Here is a 14575-nt window from a genome sequence, read left to right as displayed (position 1 = left end):
CTCCTCAGTGCCCCGCGTCTTCCGCGCCTTCGGCCAGCAGCCCAAACACGAAGGACGAGAACGACCGCCAGCACTCGACGCGGAACGTATCCTCGGCGGTTCGGACAAGAACGATTTCCGCCTTGCCGAAGATCGTGCGCGAGCAGGCACCGACGGGGAAAATCGCCAGCGACAGGTCCTGCGGGCAGCCGCTGTTGATCGCCGCTTCCGCGCCCGCCCCGCTGACGATAACGGCAGTGTTCCGGTGCGAAACGTCGACGGCCGAATGCACGGTCCCGCTCGATGCGGCCGCCGCCATCAGGTCGGCGCCGTCCTCGTCGATCACCAGCCACTCATCGGGACCGAGCCAGAGGACATGACGCCGGCCGGTCGAGGCGGACGTCTTCGGCCGCACGGGAATGGTCACGCCGAGAGCTGCCGAGAGTGCGGGAACCGCGTCGGCGCCGGCGCGCAGCGATATCCGCGAAGCGGGTTCCGCAGGGGTAAGGATCGCCGCCGGCGAGCCGCCACGGCGGCCGGCAAGCGGAGCTTTGCGTGTAGCGATTGCGTGGTCAGCCATGGAGGCGACCTCCTTCCTTATCAAAGAACACCATGTCGCTCACCTCGACGGCGATCGTCCGGTCGGCCATCGGCACGTAGAGCGTCTGCCCGAGGCGTGCGCGGCCGCCGGCGACGACCGCGAGCGCGATCGAGCGGCCGCAGTTCGGCGACCAGTAGGACGAGGTCACATGACCGAGCATGGTCATCGGCTTGGCTTCGTTCGGATCGGCAACGATCTGCGCCCCTTCCTCCAGCACCACCTGCGGGTCCTTCGTGAGGAGGCCGACGAGCTGCTTGCGGCCTTCCTTGACGAGGTCGGGCCGCTTCATGCCGCGAATGCCGACGAAGTCCTGTTTCTTCTTCGATACCGCCCAGGAAAGGCCGGCATCGTCCGGCGTGAGGGTTCCGTCCGTGTCCTGGCCGACGATGATGTAGCCTTTTTCCGCGCGCAGCACGTGCATGGTCTCGGTGCCGTAGGCGCAGGCGCCCATCGGCTCGGCCCGAGCCCAGATCGCCTCCCACACGGCTTGGCCGTAGTCGGCCGGTACGTTGACCTCGAAGCCGAGTTCGCCGGTGAACGACATGCGGAAGAGCCTGGTCGGCACACCGCATATGCTGCCTTCGGCAACGCTCATATGGGGGAAGGCTTCGTTCGAAAGGTCGATGCCCTCGACGAGCGGCGCGATGATTTCGCGCGCCTTCGGACCCTGGACCGCGATGACGGCCCATTGCTCGGTCGTCGACGTCAGCCACACCTTCAGATGCGGGAACTCCGTCTGGAGATAGTCCTCCATGTGGTGGAGGACGCGCGGCGCGCCGCCGGTCGTCGTCGTCACATGGAAGCGATCGTCGGCAAGCCGACCGACGACACCGTCGTCATAGACGAAGCCGTCGTCGCGCAGCATGATCCCGTAGCGGCAGCGGCCGGGCTTCAGATTGTCCCAGGCGTTGGTGTACATGAGGTTCAGGAACTTGGCGGCATCGGGGCCGACCACTTCGATCTTGCCGAGGGTCGATGCGTCGAAGACGCCGGCCACCTCGCGAACCGTCTTGCACTCGCGCGCGACCGCCTCGTGCATGTTTTCGCCCGCTTTCGGATAGAACCAGGCACGCTTCCAGTTGCCCACATCCTCGAACTCGGCGCCCTGCGCCTCCTCCCAGGCATGGATCGGCGTCTTGCGGGCCGGATCGAAGAGGTTTCCGCGCGAGTGGCTGACGATCGCTCCGAAGGTCACCGGCGTATAGGGCTGGCGGAAGGTCGTGAGCCCCACCTGCGGGATTTCCTTGCCGAGCGCTTCCGCCGCGATCGCCAGCCCGTGCATGTTGGAAAGCTTGCCCTGGTCGGACGCCATGCCATTGGTGGTGAAGCGCTTGATGTGCTCGATCGAATGCATCCCTTCGCGCACGGCGAGGCGGATATCCTTAGCGCAGACGTCGTGCTGGAAGTCGATGAAGGCCTTGACCGTCGTGTCTCGCCCCGCGCCTTCCGCCGCGCCGATCATGCCGCCTGTCCATTCGAAAGCGTTGCGGCCGGAGAGCGCGACCTGACCGCCGCCTTCCGCACCCGCGGCACGGGCCGCCAGTTCACCGGCGGCGAGTGCCTCGTCGATCGTCGCCTGCAGGTCGTCCGTGCCATTGCAGGCGCCGACGGAGAGGCATTCCTGTGCATAGGTTCCCGGCAGGAACCGCTCCGTCGCCGCATCGAACGTCACCTTGCCCCGCGACTGGGAGAAGAGATGCACCGAGGGGGTCCAACCGGCCGAGACGAGCAGGGCGTCGACCGCGATCTTGCGCGATGCTCCGCCGCCGTTGCGAGCCACACTCATGGATGCAATCCTGAGCTTGCCGGCGGTATTGACGACCGAGTGGCCGCTCAATACCTCGATGCCGAGGCTGCGGGCTTCGGCGAGTACCATGTCGCCCGGCCTGTCGCGGCAGTCGACGATCACGGGGACGTCGACGCCGGCCTTCCTCAGGTCGAAGGCCGCCTCATAGGCGGAATCATGGGCCGTGTAGATGCCCACCTTCTTGCCGACCGCGACGCCGAAATGGTTGAGATAGGTGCGGCCGGCCGAGGCCAGCATGATTCCAGGACGGTCGTTGTTGGCGAAGACCATGTGGCGCTCGATCGCGCCATTGGCGAGGATCACCTTCTTCGCGCGCACCTGCCATAGACGCTCGCGCGGAAGCCCCTTGTCGGGGGCCGCGAGGTGATCGGTCACGCGTTCGACGAGGCCGACGAAATTGTGGTTGTAGTAACCGAAGGCCGTCGTGCGGGTCAGCAGCGTGACATTGTCCATCGCCGCAAGCGCCTTGCCCGTCGCCAGCGCCCAGTCATAGCCGGGCTGGCCGTCGATCACGGTGCCGCTGTCGTAATGCAGGGCTCCGCCGACTTCAGGCTGTTCGTCACACAGTATCACCTTCGCACCGGCATTCGCGGCCGCGAGTGCGGCCGCAAGTCCGGCAGCGCCGGCGCCGACCACCAGCACGTCGCAATGGACGTAGCGGCTTGCGTAATGGTCCGGATCGGTCTCCGTGGGCGCCACGCCAAGACCGGCTGCGCGGCGGATGAAGGGCTCGTAAATCTTGTGCCAGGCGGCCTTCGGCCACATGAAGGTCTTGTAGTAGAAGCCCGCCGCGAAGAAGGGCGACAACAGATCGTTGAAGCCGCCGACGTCGAAGGCGAGCGACGGCCAACGGTTCTGAGACGACACCTTCATGCCGTCGAAGACTTCCTGCACGGTGGCGCGCACGTTCGGCTGCCGGCGCGCGGCATCGCGCGAAACGTCGAGCAGCGCATTCGGTTCTTCGGCGCCTGCCGAAAGGATGCCGCGCGGGCGGTGATATTTGAACGAGCGGCCGACGAGATGGATGTCGTTGGCGATGAGCGCGGAGGCGATGGTGTCGCCCTCGAGCGCCGTCAGCGTCCGGCCGTCGAAGGTGAAGCGGGCGGTGCGCGCCGGCGTCAGGCGCCCGGCGCCCGAAATTCGATTGACCCCGGTCATTCTGCCACTCCTTCCAGCGCCTCGTAGGTCTCGACCGTTTCGCTCGTCTTCGGCTCGGCGTTGAGATCGGGCTTCGGCTCACCGGCCTTGTAGGTCACGTGGAAGCGGTCGCTCACCGTATCGCGAGCCGCATTGAAGAAGCGACCGCAGCCGTGGATATGCCGCCACCTTTCATAGATCAGCCCTTTCGGATTCTGACGGAGGAAGAAGTACTCCTCGAACTCCTCGTCGCTGATCTCGGCGATGTTGGCCGGTCTGACGATGTGGGCATCGCCGGCATTGCGGAATTCGAGCTCCGAGCGCTCTTCCTCGCAATAGGGGCAGTAAATCAGAAGCATCTGGAATGTCCTCGATCAGAGCGCCGCGCCTTCCTTGGAAGGCGCAAGGCCGCTCTCCGTTCTTTCTCTGAAGCGTAATCCTATCGATCTTCGCTCCGTCGGATCATGCTTTAGTGCGCAACGGCGGCCGCGGCCGCCTCGTCGATGAGCCGCCCGGTGCGGAAGCGCTCGAGCGTGAGCCCCGCGGCAAGCCGGTGCGGCTCGCCGCGCGCGATGAGATGGGCAAAGAGATTGGCCGAACCCGGCGTCGCCTTGAAGCCGCCCGTCCCCCAGCCGGCATTGAGGTAGAGCCCGGGCACCGGCGTCACGCCCTGGATCGGCGAACGATCCTGGGTGACGTCGACGATGCCGCCCCATTGCCGCATCATCTTGACGCGGCGGAACATCGGGAAAAGTTCGCAGATCGCATCCAGCGTATGCGTGATGATCTGCAGGCCGCCGGTCTGCGAGTATGAATTGTACTGATCGGTGCCGGCGCCGATGACGAACTCGCCCTTGTCCGACTGCGAAATATAGGCATGCACGGAGTTCGACATGACAACGCAGGGGAAGATCGGCTTCAAGGGCTCGGAAACGAGCGCCTGCAGCGGCTGGCTCTGCAGCGGCACGCGCACATCCGCCATCTGCATCAGGACCGACGAGTGGCCCGCAGCGGAGATGCCGACCTTCTTCGCGCCGATGAAGCCGCGGCTGGTATCGACGCCGGTCACGCGGCCGGTTTCGTCGCGGCGGATGCCGGTCACTTCGCAATTCTGGATGATGTGGACGCCGCGATCCGAGGCCGCGCGCGCATAGCCCCAGGCGACCGCATCGTGGCGCGCAGTGCCGCCGCGGCGCTGCAGTGCCGCGCCGTTGATCGGGTAGCGGGCAGTCTTCGCTATGTCGAGCGGCGGGCAGTAGGCCTTGGCCTGCTCCGGCGTCAGCCATTCGTTGTCGATGCCGTAGAGCCGGTTGGCATTGATGTGACGCTTGAAAGACTGCTGGTCATGGATGTTGTGCGACAGCATCATCACGCCGCGCGGCGAATACATGACGTTGTAGTTCAGGTCCTGCGACAGGTTTTCCCAGAGCTTCAGCGAATGCTCGTAGATGTCCATGCTCTCTTCATAGAGATAGTTGGACCGGATAATCGTCGTGTTGCGGCCGGTGTTGCCGCCGCCGATCCAGCCCTTCTCGAGCACGGCGACGTTGGTGATGCCGTGCTCTTTGGCGAGATAATAGGCGGCGCCGAGGCCGTGGCCGCCGCCGCCGATGATGATTGCGTCATATTGCTTGCGCGGCTCAGGCGAAGCCCAGTGCGGGCCCCACCCTTTGTGGCCGCGCAGCGCCTCGCGCGCCACGGCAAAAACAGAATATTTGCGCATCAGCCTGCTACTCCATGAACCCGGTAACGTTCGTTGGCGTTAGAAATCGCAAATCCGAGGACCACGCAACGTTTCTTTTGCGACGCGATCAGGCGGACTTGCGCGGTCTTGCGACATCGACGGCCCGCCGCCGCAGAGGTATTGGCGCTTTTTCCCCACGCGCTTTCTCTCGCCGCTGGACTTTCGGCACGCGATCTGTTATCCGCTCTTTCAATCGTAGGGTTCTCGCCCAGCGAACGCAAATTTATTGCCTCTCCAAACCTGATGGTGAGGCTTGCCAACTCGAAGCAAAGGAACGGGATTCACGTGCAGGTACTTGTCCGCGATAACAATGTCGATCAGGCGCTCCGCGCTCTTAAGAAAAAGATGCAGCGCGAAGGCATTTTCCGCGAAATGAAGATGCGTGACTTCTACGAAAAGCCGTCCCAGAAGCGTGCGCGCGAAAAGGCAGAAGCCGTCCGCCGCGTTCGCAAGCTGGCCCGCAAGCGGGCGCAGCGCGAAGGCCTCGTGGCCCGCTGATCGTCTTTTTTTCGACGCTTTCCAATGCAAGTGGCGGAGGCGAGGGATCGCCGCCGCCATTTTGGTATGGACACCCAGTCCGTCGACAGTCTAGCGTGACAGCTGGCGACGGTCAGCCGCCGCACTTGCGTGCTCTGTAAACGGAAAGCCGATGGCTTTCGGGCCTTGTCGCATTGAGGGATCGACTTTGACACTTGCTGCCATGACTGCGGACGTCTCCGGCCTCATCACCGAGGAGGCGAACCGCCGCCACCAGCGCAAGCCGAAGCTTGCCGCCTTTCTCGTGCTCGGCTCGGCCCTGCTGATCGCAGGATGCCAGACCGACAAGCCCGAATCGATGTTCCGCGTCGAACGGGCACAGGGCTCGGAAGAAAACATCGCCTCGCTCTCGAGCGTCATCGCGTCCAATCCGAGCGACCCCGAGGGCTACAATGTGCGCGGCTCGGCCTACGGGCGCGCCGGCGAATTCCGCCGCGCGGTCGCCGATTTCGACCAGGCGATCCAGCTCAACCCGCGCTTCTATCAGGCCTATGCCAACAGGGCGCTGGTTCAGCGCAACCTGGGCAACCAGCAGGCCGCTCTTGCCGATTACAATGCAGCGCTGCAGATCAATCCGAATTACGATGTCGCCTATATCGGCCGCGGCAATCTCTACCGGCAGGCGAACCAGCTCGACGCCGCTTTCAACGACTTCAACAAGGCAATCGAACTCGATACGGCGGACCCCCGCGCCTACCACAATCGTGGCCTGATCTATCAGGCGCGCAACCAGCACGCGCAGGCTATCGAAGATTTCTCCAAGGCAATCTCGCTCTCGCCGAGCTCACCCGAACCCTATAACGGCCGCGGCATCTCCTATGTGGCCCAGGGCGACGACGACAATGCCTTCTCCGACTTCAACACGGCCATCAACCTGAATGGCAAGCTGGCGGAGTCCTGGGCAAACCAGGCGCTGATCTACGAGCGACGCGGTGACAAGGCCAAGGCGGCGAAGTCCTATTCGCATGCCTTGTCGCTCGATCCCAAATACGAGCCGGCGCGTGCCGGCCTTGCCCGCGCCAAGGCGATGTCCTGACGTCGCCCATTCTCCGTTAGATATCAGACGCCCGCGCCTGTCGCGGGCGTCGTCGTTTCATCAAAGCCGAGCAGGGTCGCGGAACCATCCTGAATTCAATCCGTTTGACCATGGCCTAGAAGCACTTCCAGGAAAAGTGTGTAGCGGTTTTCCGTCCGGAAGTGCGTTGGACCAAAGCCTTAGAGCACTTCCAGGAAAAGTGCGTAGCGGTTTTCCGTCCGGAAGCGCCTGGTTTCAGCGGGTTTAGAGCGTTTCACAGTTGGAATGAACAGTGAAACGGTCCAGCACGGAGATCCGAGCCATGATTCGACAGACCCTCATTACGGCAATCGCCTTTGCGGCGCTCACCGGAGCTGCCAGTGCCCAGAATTACGTCACGCTCGGGCGTCTCACATGCGGCTCGGAAGGCGGCACCGGGCTGATCGTCACCTCCACCAAGAACCTGATGTGCACCTTCTCGCCGGCGGATGGCTCGCCTGGAGGAGTCTACGCGGGCAAGATCACCAAGATCGGTCTGGACATCGGCTCCACCGGCAAAACCGTCATGATCTGGGACGTGCTGGCGAAAACCGGCACTCCGCTGAACGAATATGCACTGGCTGGCGAATATGTCGGCGTCGGCGCCGATGCGAGCTTCGCTGTCGGTGGCGGAGCGAAGGTCATTGCCGGCGGCACGAACAAGGCTTTCATGCTGCAACCGGTCAATGTCCAGGTGCAAGAGGGCCTGAATGTCGCCCTTGGCGTGGATCATCTGGTCCTGGCGCCGGCCGGTTGATCGCGGGGCGAGCGGTGAGGCCGTCTCTTCTCCCTTCCCCGTCCGCGCCACATTGCGTGATCCGCACGGCCCACCTTGCGCGGCGCCGCAAGTCGCTGCACTGTGATGGTGATGATCGTTGCCGGACGCGGTAACGCCGGCACGACGGGATGCAGGATGAAGGAACAGCTGATCCGCGACATCGTTGTGTGGATGTCGGACGAGGGAATTCGAGGCCTGAAGGAGCAGGACCTTCTTGCCGGCTTCTGTGAACGGTGCCACGCCGCGGGCCTAGCCATAGATCGTGCGCTCGGCATCATCGATACGCTGCACCCGGAGTTCGAGGGACGCGCCTTCCAGTGGAACAGCGAAAGCGGCGAGGTTCCCGAGGTCGTGCAATACGGCTCGACCAGCGGCGGCGAGGCCCAGACCAACTGGCAGCGTTCCGTCTTCTTCCATATGCTCAAGAACAATGAAACCGAGCGCCGCACTCGCCTTGCCGGAGAGAAACATATTCCCTTCACCATGCTCGACACGCTCAAGGCAGAGGGCCACACCGACTGCGTCAGCATGATTCATCACTTCACCGACCGCGGCCGCATAGGGCAGATGGATTGCCTGTACTCCTATTGGACCACAAAGAAGCAGGCCGGCTTCCATGAGGAGGACATCGCGGCACTGAGAGTGTTGCTGCCCACCCTCGCGCTCGCGGTGAAGGCAGCCTCGTGCATGCGCATCATCGGGACGCTTGCGGATGTCTATCTCGGCCCTGACGCCGGCCGCCGCGTCGTCGAGGGCAGCATCGAACGGGGCTCGGCCGAGCGGATCGAAGCAGTCATGTGGTTCTCCGATCTGCGGAACTACACGCGCATAGCCGACAGCGTCGCGCCGGAGGATGTCATCCCCTTTCTGAACGACTATTCCGGCATGGTGATCACCGCCGTCCACGATCATGGCGGCAGCGTATTGAAGCTTATCGGCGACGGAGTGCTTGCCATCTTCAACGGCCGCAAACCGGCCGAGGACTGTGGCGCCGCCATCGCGGCGGAGCGTCAGCTGCGGGTCATGCTCGCGGAATTGAACGCAAGGCGGCTCGACGAGGGGAAGCCGACTACCGACGTCTATCTGGGGCTGCACATCGGCGAGGTCTTTTACGGCAATATCGGCAGCCAGAACCGGCTGGATTTCACCGTCGTCGGACCGGCCGTCAACGAGGTGAGCCGTATCTCCGCCATGTGCCGCTCCCTCGAGCGGCACGTGATCATGTCTTCGGAATTCATCGCCGCCTGTCCGCCCGAGCATCGGGCAAATGCCGTTTCGCTCGGGCGCTTCGCGTTGCGCGGCATCGCCAGGGCGAAGGAGCTCTTCACCTGGGATCCGGAGGTCGCCTCCAGTTAACTGGAGCCGATATCCTCAGTGATTGATCGCCTTCACGATCTCTTCGGTCATCTTCTTGGCGTCGCCGAGCAGCATCATCGTGCCGTCCTTGTAGAACAGCGTGTTGTCGATGCCGGCATAGCCGGAGCCGAGCGAACGTTTGACGAAGAGGCAGGTCTTGGCCTTGTCGACGTCCAGGATCGGCATGCCGTAGATCGGCGAGGACTTGTCGTCCCGGGCCGCAGGATTGGTGACGTCGTTGGCGCCGATGACATAGGCGACGTCGGCCTGGGCAAATTCCGAATTGATGTCCTCCAGTTCGAACACCTCGTCATAGGGGACATTCGCTTCGGCGAGCAGCACGTTCATATGGCCCGGCATGCGGCCGGCGACCGGGTGGATCGCGTATTTCACCTCGACGCCGTTCTCCTTGAGCTTGTCGGCAAGCTCCCGGAGCGCGTGCTGTGCCTGGGCGACTGCCATGCCGTAGCCCGGCACGATGATCACCTTAGAGGCGTTCTGCATCAGGAAGGCGGCGTCGTCGGCCGAGCCCTGTTTCACCGTCCTCTGGACCCCGTCGTCGCCGCCGGCAGCCGCCGTCTCGCCGCCGAAGCCGCCCAGGATCACCGAGATGAAGGACCGGTTCATGCCCTTGCACATGATGTAGGAGAGGATCGCGCCCGACGAGCCGACGAGCGCCCCGGTTATGATGAGCGCCAGATTGCCGAGGGTAAAGCCGATGCCGGCCGCGGCCCAGCCGGAATAGGAGTTCAGCATCGACACGACGACCGGCATATCCGCGCCGCCGATCGGAACGATGATCAGGACGCCGAGCGCCAGCGACAGGGCGACGATCGCCCAGAAATCGAAATGGCTTTCGCTGAGCGCCAACCCGACGATGAAGAAGACGACGAGCGCGGCAATCGCGAGATTGATCGCGTGGCGGTAGGGCAGAAGGATAGGCTTGCCGGACATGCGGCCGTCGAGCTTCAGGAAGGCGATGATCGAGCCAGTGAACGTGACGGCACCGATCGCCACGCCGAGCGCCATTTCGACCAGCGCCTGGGCGTGGATCGAGCCGACCTCACCGATACCGAAGGAGGACGGGGCATAGAGTGCGGCGGCCGCCACCAGAACGGCAGCGAGACCGACGAGCGAGTGAAAGCCGGCCACGAGCTGCGGCATCGCCGTCATCGGGATGCGCTTTGCGATATAGGCGCCGGCACCGCCGCCGGCGGCCAGACCTAGGACGATCAGGAGAAACCCGCCGATCGACGGCTGTGCCAGGAACAGCGTCGTGACGATCGCGATGCCCATGCCGACCATGCCGTAGGTATTGCCCTTGCGGCTGGTGGTCGGATGCGACAGGCCGCGCAGCGCCATGATGAAGAGCACGCCCGAGACGAGATAGAGGAAGGCAGCGAAATTAGCGTTCATCGGCCCGCCTCACTTTTCTTTTTCTTGTACATGGCGAGCATGCGCTGGGTGACCAGGAAGCCGCCGAAGATGTTCACCGAAGCAAGCACCAGTGCGACGAAGCCGAAGCCGGTGGCAAGCCCCGAGGCGGAAATCCCGACCGCGAGCAAGGCCCCGACGACGATTACCGACGAGATCGCATTGGTCACCGCCATCAGGGGCGTATGCAGCGCCGGCGTCACCGACCAGACGACGTAATAGCCTACGAAGATCGCCAGCACGAAGATCGCGAGGCGGAAGACGAAGGGATCGATCGCGCCGCCGGTCGCGCCATGCGCCACCGCTCCGGCCGCATCGGGCACGTATTCGGCGGCGGTCTTCACCGCCTCGACCGCCCGTTCCAGATCGGTCAGTGCCTTGTCCAGAAGTTCGTTCGCCATCTTACTTCTCCCCCTCATGACACCGCCGAAGGCCGGGTGCACGACTGCCCCTCCATGGGTCAGCGCCGTGGCCTTGACGAGCTCGTCCTCCATGTTCAATGCCAGCGCCTTCGTCTCCTTCGAGACCATCGTCTCGAGGAAGGTGACGAGGTTCTTGGCATAGAGCAACGAGGCGGAAGCGGCGATGCGGCCCGCCACGTTCAGATGGCCGACGATCCTGATGCCCCCGACCTCCGTCACCTTGCCGGCTTCGGCTCCTTCGACGTTGCCGCCGCGCTCGACTGCAAGGTCGACGACGACCGATCCGGGTTTCATGGAATCGAGCATTTCGCGGCTGACGAGCCGCGGCGCCGGGCGGCCGGGGATCAGCGCAGTGGTGATGACGATGTCCTGCTTGGCAATGTGCTCGGCGACGAGCGCGGCCTGCTTGGCCTGATACTCCCCAGACATTTCCTTGGCATAGCCGCCGGCGGTCTCGGCCGCCTTGAACTCCTCATCCTCGACGGCGATGAACTTGGCGCCGAGGGAGGCTACCTGCTCCTTGGCGGCGGGGCGAACGTCCGTCGCCGAGACGACCGCGCCCAGGCGGCGGGCGGTAGCGATCGCCTGCAGGCCGGCAACGCCTGCGCCCATGACGAAGACCTTGGCCGCCGGTACGGTGCCGGCCGCGGTCATCATCATCGGCAGCGCGCGGTCATATTCGTACGCGGCGTCGATCACCGCCTGATAACCGGCAAGGTTTGCCTGGCTGGAAAGCACGTCCATGGATTGGGCGCGGGTGATACGCGGCATCAGCTCCATGGCGAAGGTCGTGAGGCCCGCGCCGGCCATGGCCGATATCGCTTCCTCGTTACCGTAGGGATCCATGATGGCGATGACGACAGCGCCCGACCGGTAGCCGGAAATCTCCTGCGCAGTCGGCCGACGGACCTTGAGGACCACGTCGGCGGTTTTCGCATCCGCCGCCGTACCGATCCGCGCACCGGCCTTCTCGTATTCCTGATCTGGTATGCGTGAACTGAGGCCCGCACCCGCTTCGACAACCACGTCGAAGCCAAGCGCCTTCAGTTTTTTCACGCTCTCGACGGAGCCGGCAACGCGTCCCTCGTTCGGATCCGATTCCTTGGCGATAAAGACGATCTCGCTCACAAATCCCCCTCCCCGGTCCGCCCCGGCTGGCCGGGTTGCGGACGTTGTCCTCCAGACGACAGCATTGCACGCCGCCTCTTCACTCACACGGTCCCCGAATCGAGCCGATTTCGTAAGAGAACCATGCGGCACCTCGATGCGCTACAGCGACCTTAGTGCACCCTACGGGGCGTCGTCGCAGCGACAGAAACTCCTCCTGCGGGGGCGGAAACATCCGCCGCCGAGACGATACTCCCACGTGGTGCGGGAAAAACGCGATGGGCCCGCGACAAAGATGGGGACCCCTCCCCATCTTCGGCGGGACGGATCAGCGACGCCGGTCAGCGAAGAAAGAAGTAACCGGCAACGTTGATGAGAATGAAAAGAACAAGCGAGCTGAAGAAGCCCATCGTCGTAAAGAAAGCAGCAGCCATCGCAATCAGCAGCGCGACGCAAAACAGAGTGCCGTATTTCGTGGCGCTGATGAAGAAATCATATGTCTTCTCATGCTCGGAATAGTCCATCGGAGCGCCCGTTTCGACCGGTCCCGAATGATGCTCTGCCATCGTCATTCTCCAAAATTCTGCGGCGCCGCCGATGGCGGCCCTGTCTTATCCACCCATGACCGCTTGCCCGCGAGGCGCAATCGGTTCCTTTAGCTCCGCATACACAATGCGCCGGCCATTCGCAACGAAAACCGCCCCGCAAGCCTGCGGCATAATCGAATGAGCACTTTCAGGAAAAGTGTATGGCGGTTTCCGTCGGAAGTGCGCAGGCTCGTCTTTTCATTGCCCAAGCCGTTCCGCCGGAGAGAGCGAGTACCGCGCGTCTCCCCGTTGACTTTTTAAAGGTTCTGGCGGCATGGCTTTTGCGGATAATAACCGGAGTCTGACGATGTCGAAACCTGTCGTTGCCATCCCCTGCGATTTCCGCGAATTCGACGGCAATGTCTGGCATGTTGCCGCCCACCAATATGTCCGCGCGGCGGTCGAGGGCGCCGGGCTGATGGTGTTTCTCGTCCCCGCACTGCAGGCCGGAAACGATGTGGACGAGATTCTCGACCGCGTCGACGGGGTGCTCGCCAGCGGCGCTCGCTCCAACGTCCACCCTTCCCTCTATGGCAGGGAGGCGACCGAAGCGGACGGGCCTTTCGACCCGGGCCGCGATGCGACCAGCCTGCCGCTGATCCGCCGCGCAATCGATCGCGGCGTCCCGCTGTTTGCGATCTGCCGCGGCATACAGGAGCTCAATGTCGCGCTTGGCGGCACGCTTGCGAGCGAGATCCAGGAGCAGCCCGGCATCTGGGACCATCGCAAGCCGGAAGTTCCGGATCTCGATGTCGCCTATGGCATTCGCCAGGATGTGGTCGTGAAGGAAGGAAGCTGCCTTGCCCCGGTCCTCGGCACCGGCCGCGTAAGGGTCAATTCGCTGCATCGCCAGGCGATCGGCGCCGCTGCTCCGCGCCTCGCAGTCGAAGCCGTGGCCGACGACGGGACCATCGAGGCGGTCTCGGTCATCGGCGCCAAGGCCTTCGCCGTCGGCGTGCAGTGGCATCCCGAATACTGGGTGCGGACCGACGCCCCGTCAGCCGCCCTGTTCAAGGCCTTCGGAGATGCCGCGCGCGCCTATCGTGAGAGCAAGGCCGATTAGTTAGACCACTCTGCGCCGGAACGGCGTCTCGACCACCGGCGTCAAAGCCTCGCCGGTCGAGAACCATGCTTTCAGATTGTCGACCACGAGATCGGACATCGCGTTGCGCGTGACGACCGACGCCGACGCCACATGCGGCAGCAGAGAGACATTCGGAAACGAAAGCAGCGCTTCGGGAACATGCGGCTCGTTTTCGAAGACGTCGAGGCCGGCTCCGGCAATGGTGCCGTTCCGAAGCGCGGCGATGAGCGCCGCCTCGTCCACGGTCGATCCCCGGCCGACATTGATCAGCACGCCCTTCGGGCCGAGCGCCGAAAGGACATCCGCATCGACAGCCCTCAGCGTGCTCGCCGTCCCGGGTACGATGACGATGAGCGTGTCGACGGCCTCGGCCATACCCGAAAGGGTCGGATGATAGGTGAAAGCGAGCCCTTCGCGCGGCGTTCGCGTGTGGTAGGCGATCGAGACGCCGAAGGCTTCGAGCCGCCGTGCGATCGCAAGGCCGATCCGGCCGAGGCCGAACAGCCCGACCGTACGGCCGCGGAGCGATAGCGGCGATAGCGGGAAGGCGCCCTCGCGCGCCCAGCGACCCTGGCGCAGCCATTGCTCGGCCTGCGGCAGGAGGCGCAGCGTGTTGAGGAGGAGCCCGATGGCCGTGTCGGCGACTTCCTCCGTCAGGACATCAGGCGTATTGGTGACGACAATCCCTCGGGCTGCCGCGCGCGAGACATCGACGCCGTCGTAGCCGACGCCGAAATTCGCAACGATCTCGAGGCTGGGGAATGCATCCATCAGCGGCACCGGCAGCTTGCCCGAAACGGCGATGCCGGAAACGTCGCGCATGTCGGCTGTCACGAGAGCCGCATCGGCGCGCTCGATGCACACGGTCTCGAACATTTCCGGCAATCGTTCGAGGACCCTCGGGTTGATCTTGCCGGGCACGAGAATTCTGGGACGACTCATCGGGTT

13 protein-coding genes are annotated in these 14575 nt (G+C 63.9%); 5 read left to right on the top strand and 8 right to left on the bottom strand.

The genetic code is table 11. The features are described from left to right. Positions 1-4: 4 nt before the first annotated feature. From soxG to N0Q91_RS03325, 4 genes are all read right to left on the bottom strand, one after another. Positions 5-559: a sarcosine oxidase subunit gamma family protein gene (gene soxG, locus N0Q91_RS03340; RefSeq protein ID WP_275597329.1), complete on the bottom strand. Its 555-nt coding sequence runs from the start codon at positions 557-559 to the stop codon at positions 5-7. Beyond that, the gene (locus N0Q91_RS03335; protein ID WP_275597328.1) at positions 552-3545 is read right to left on the bottom strand and encodes a sarcosine oxidase subunit alpha; all 2994 of its coding nucleotides are present in this window, start codon (positions 3543-3545) and stop codon (positions 552-554) included. The genes soxG and N0Q91_RS03335 overlap by 8 nt, the downstream gene beginning before the upstream one ends. Beyond that, entirely contained in the window at positions 3542-3883 is a 342-nt protein-coding gene (locus tag N0Q91_RS03330; RefSeq protein ID WP_003533888.1) for a sarcosine oxidase subunit delta, read from the bottom strand. Before N0Q91_RS03330 ends, N0Q91_RS03335 begins: the two co-directional genes overlap by 4 nt. Positions 3884-3993: 110 nt before the next feature. After that, positions 3994-5247 (bottom strand): sarcosine oxidase subunit beta family protein, encoded by a 1254-nt coding sequence (locus N0Q91_RS03325; RefSeq protein ID WP_275597327.1) that lies wholly within the window; start codon positions 5245-5247, stop codon positions 3994-3996. Positions 5248-5553: 306 nt separating this feature from the next. Here N0Q91_RS03325 and rpsU point away from each other — a divergent pair, with 306 nt between their 5' ends. From rpsU to N0Q91_RS03305, 4 genes are all read left to right on the top strand, one after another. Next, entirely contained in the window at positions 5554-5766 is a 213-nt protein-coding gene (gene rpsU, locus N0Q91_RS03320; protein WP_025424858.1) for a 30S ribosomal protein S21, read from the top strand. Positions 5767-5917: 151 nt separating this feature from the next. Next, complete coding sequence (locus N0Q91_RS03315; RefSeq protein WP_013844854.1) at positions 5918-6841, top strand: tetratricopeptide repeat protein; 924 nt, start codon at positions 5918-5920, stop codon at positions 6839-6841. Between the two features lie 301 nt (positions 6842-7142). Continuing rightward, entirely contained in the window at positions 7143-7616 is a 474-nt protein-coding gene (locus N0Q91_RS03310) for a DUF992 domain-containing protein (RefSeq protein ID WP_100672898.1), read from the top strand. Positions 7617-7721: 105 nt separating this feature from the next. Beyond that, a complete protein-coding gene (locus N0Q91_RS03305) occupies positions 7722-8993 on the top strand; it encodes an adenylate/guanylate cyclase domain-containing protein (RefSeq protein WP_275597326.1) in 1272 nt (423 codons plus the stop codon). 15 nt (positions 8994-9008) lie between these two features. Here the strand turns inward: N0Q91_RS03305 and N0Q91_RS03300 are convergent, their stop codons facing one another. From N0Q91_RS03300 to N0Q91_RS03290, 3 genes are all read right to left on the bottom strand, one after another. Continuing rightward, positions 9009-10409 carry an NAD(P)(+) transhydrogenase (Re/Si-specific) subunit beta gene (locus N0Q91_RS03300; RefSeq protein WP_018096721.1) on the bottom strand — a complete coding sequence of 467 codons (1401 nt, stop codon included), beginning with the start codon at positions 10407-10409 and terminating at the stop codon, positions 9009-9011. After that, a complete protein-coding gene (locus N0Q91_RS03295) occupies positions 10406-11977 on the bottom strand; it encodes a Re/Si-specific NAD(P)(+) transhydrogenase subunit alpha (RefSeq protein ID WP_275597325.1) in 1572 nt (523 codons plus the stop codon). Before N0Q91_RS03295 ends, N0Q91_RS03300 begins: the two co-directional genes overlap by 4 nt. Before the next feature lie 320 nt (positions 11978-12297). Next, positions 12298-12522, bottom strand: coding sequence for an aa3-type cytochrome c oxidase subunit IV (locus N0Q91_RS03290; protein ID WP_003528928.1), 225 nt, complete (start codon positions 12520-12522; stop codon positions 12298-12300). Positions 12523-12850: 328 nt separating this feature from the next. Here N0Q91_RS03290 and N0Q91_RS03285 point away from each other — a divergent pair, with 328 nt between their 5' ends. Continuing rightward, the gene (locus N0Q91_RS03285) at positions 12851-13606 is read left to right on the top strand and encodes a gamma-glutamyl-gamma-aminobutyrate hydrolase family protein (protein ID WP_275597324.1); all 756 of its coding nucleotides are present in this window, start codon (positions 12851-12853) and stop codon (positions 13604-13606) included. Here the strand turns inward: N0Q91_RS03285 and N0Q91_RS03280 are convergent, their stop codons facing one another. Then, positions 13607-14569 (bottom strand): 2-hydroxyacid dehydrogenase, encoded by a 963-nt coding sequence (locus N0Q91_RS03280; protein WP_100672893.1) that lies wholly within the window; start codon positions 14567-14569, stop codon positions 13607-13609. Between the last annotated feature and the right edge of the window lie 6 nt (positions 14570-14575).

Origin of the sequence: Sinorhizobium prairiense (assembly GCF_029201645.2) — a bacterium.
Classification (GTDB): Bacteria; Pseudomonadota; Alphaproteobacteria; order Rhizobiales; family Rhizobiaceae; genus Sinorhizobium; species Sinorhizobium meliloti_A.
Note: the sequence above shows the minus strand (reverse complement) of the source record. Positions and strands in the feature narration are given on the sequence as shown.

Bases quoted from the DNA above. Each gene is read 5' to 3' on its own strand.
- soxG (WP_275597329.1), bottom strand. From the start codon at position 559: ATGGCTGACCACGCAATCGCTACACGCAAAGCTCCGCTTGCCGGCCGC.
- N0Q91_RS03335 (WP_275597328.1), bottom strand. From the start codon at position 3,545: ATGACCGGGGTCAATCGAATTTCGGGCGCCGGGCGCCTGACGCCGGCG.
- N0Q91_RS03330 (WP_003533888.1), bottom strand. From the start codon at position 3,883: ATGCTTCTGATTTACTGCCCCTATTGCGAGGAAGAGCGCTCGGAGCTC.
- N0Q91_RS03325 (WP_275597327.1), bottom strand. From the start codon at position 5,247: ATGCGCAAATATTCTGTTTTTGCCGTGGCGCGCGAGGCGCTGCGCGGC.
- N0Q91_RS03315 (WP_013844854.1), top strand. From the start codon at position 5,918: ATGGCTTTCGGGCCTTGTCGCATTGAGGGATCGACTTTGACACTTGCT.
- N0Q91_RS03310 (WP_100672898.1), top strand. From the start codon at position 7,143: ATGATTCGACAGACCCTCATTACGGCAATCGCCTTTGCGGCGCTCACC.
- N0Q91_RS03305 (WP_275597326.1), top strand. From the start codon at position 7,722: ATGGTGATGATCGTTGCCGGACGCGGTAACGCCGGCACGACGGGATGC.
- N0Q91_RS03300 (WP_018096721.1), bottom strand. From the start codon at position 10,409: ATGAACGCTAATTTCGCTGCCTTCCTCTATCTCGTCTCGGGCGTGCTC.
- N0Q91_RS03290 (WP_003528928.1), bottom strand. From the start codon at position 12,522: ATGGCAGAGCATCATTCGGGACCGGTCGAAACGGGCGCTCCGATGGAC.
- N0Q91_RS03285 (WP_275597324.1), top strand. From the start codon at position 12,851: ATGTCGAAACCTGTCGTTGCCATCCCCTGCGATTTCCGCGAATTCGAC.
- N0Q91_RS03280 (WP_100672893.1), bottom strand. From the start codon at position 14,569: ATGAGTCGTCCCAGAATTCTCGTGCCCGGCAAGATCAACCCGAGGGTC.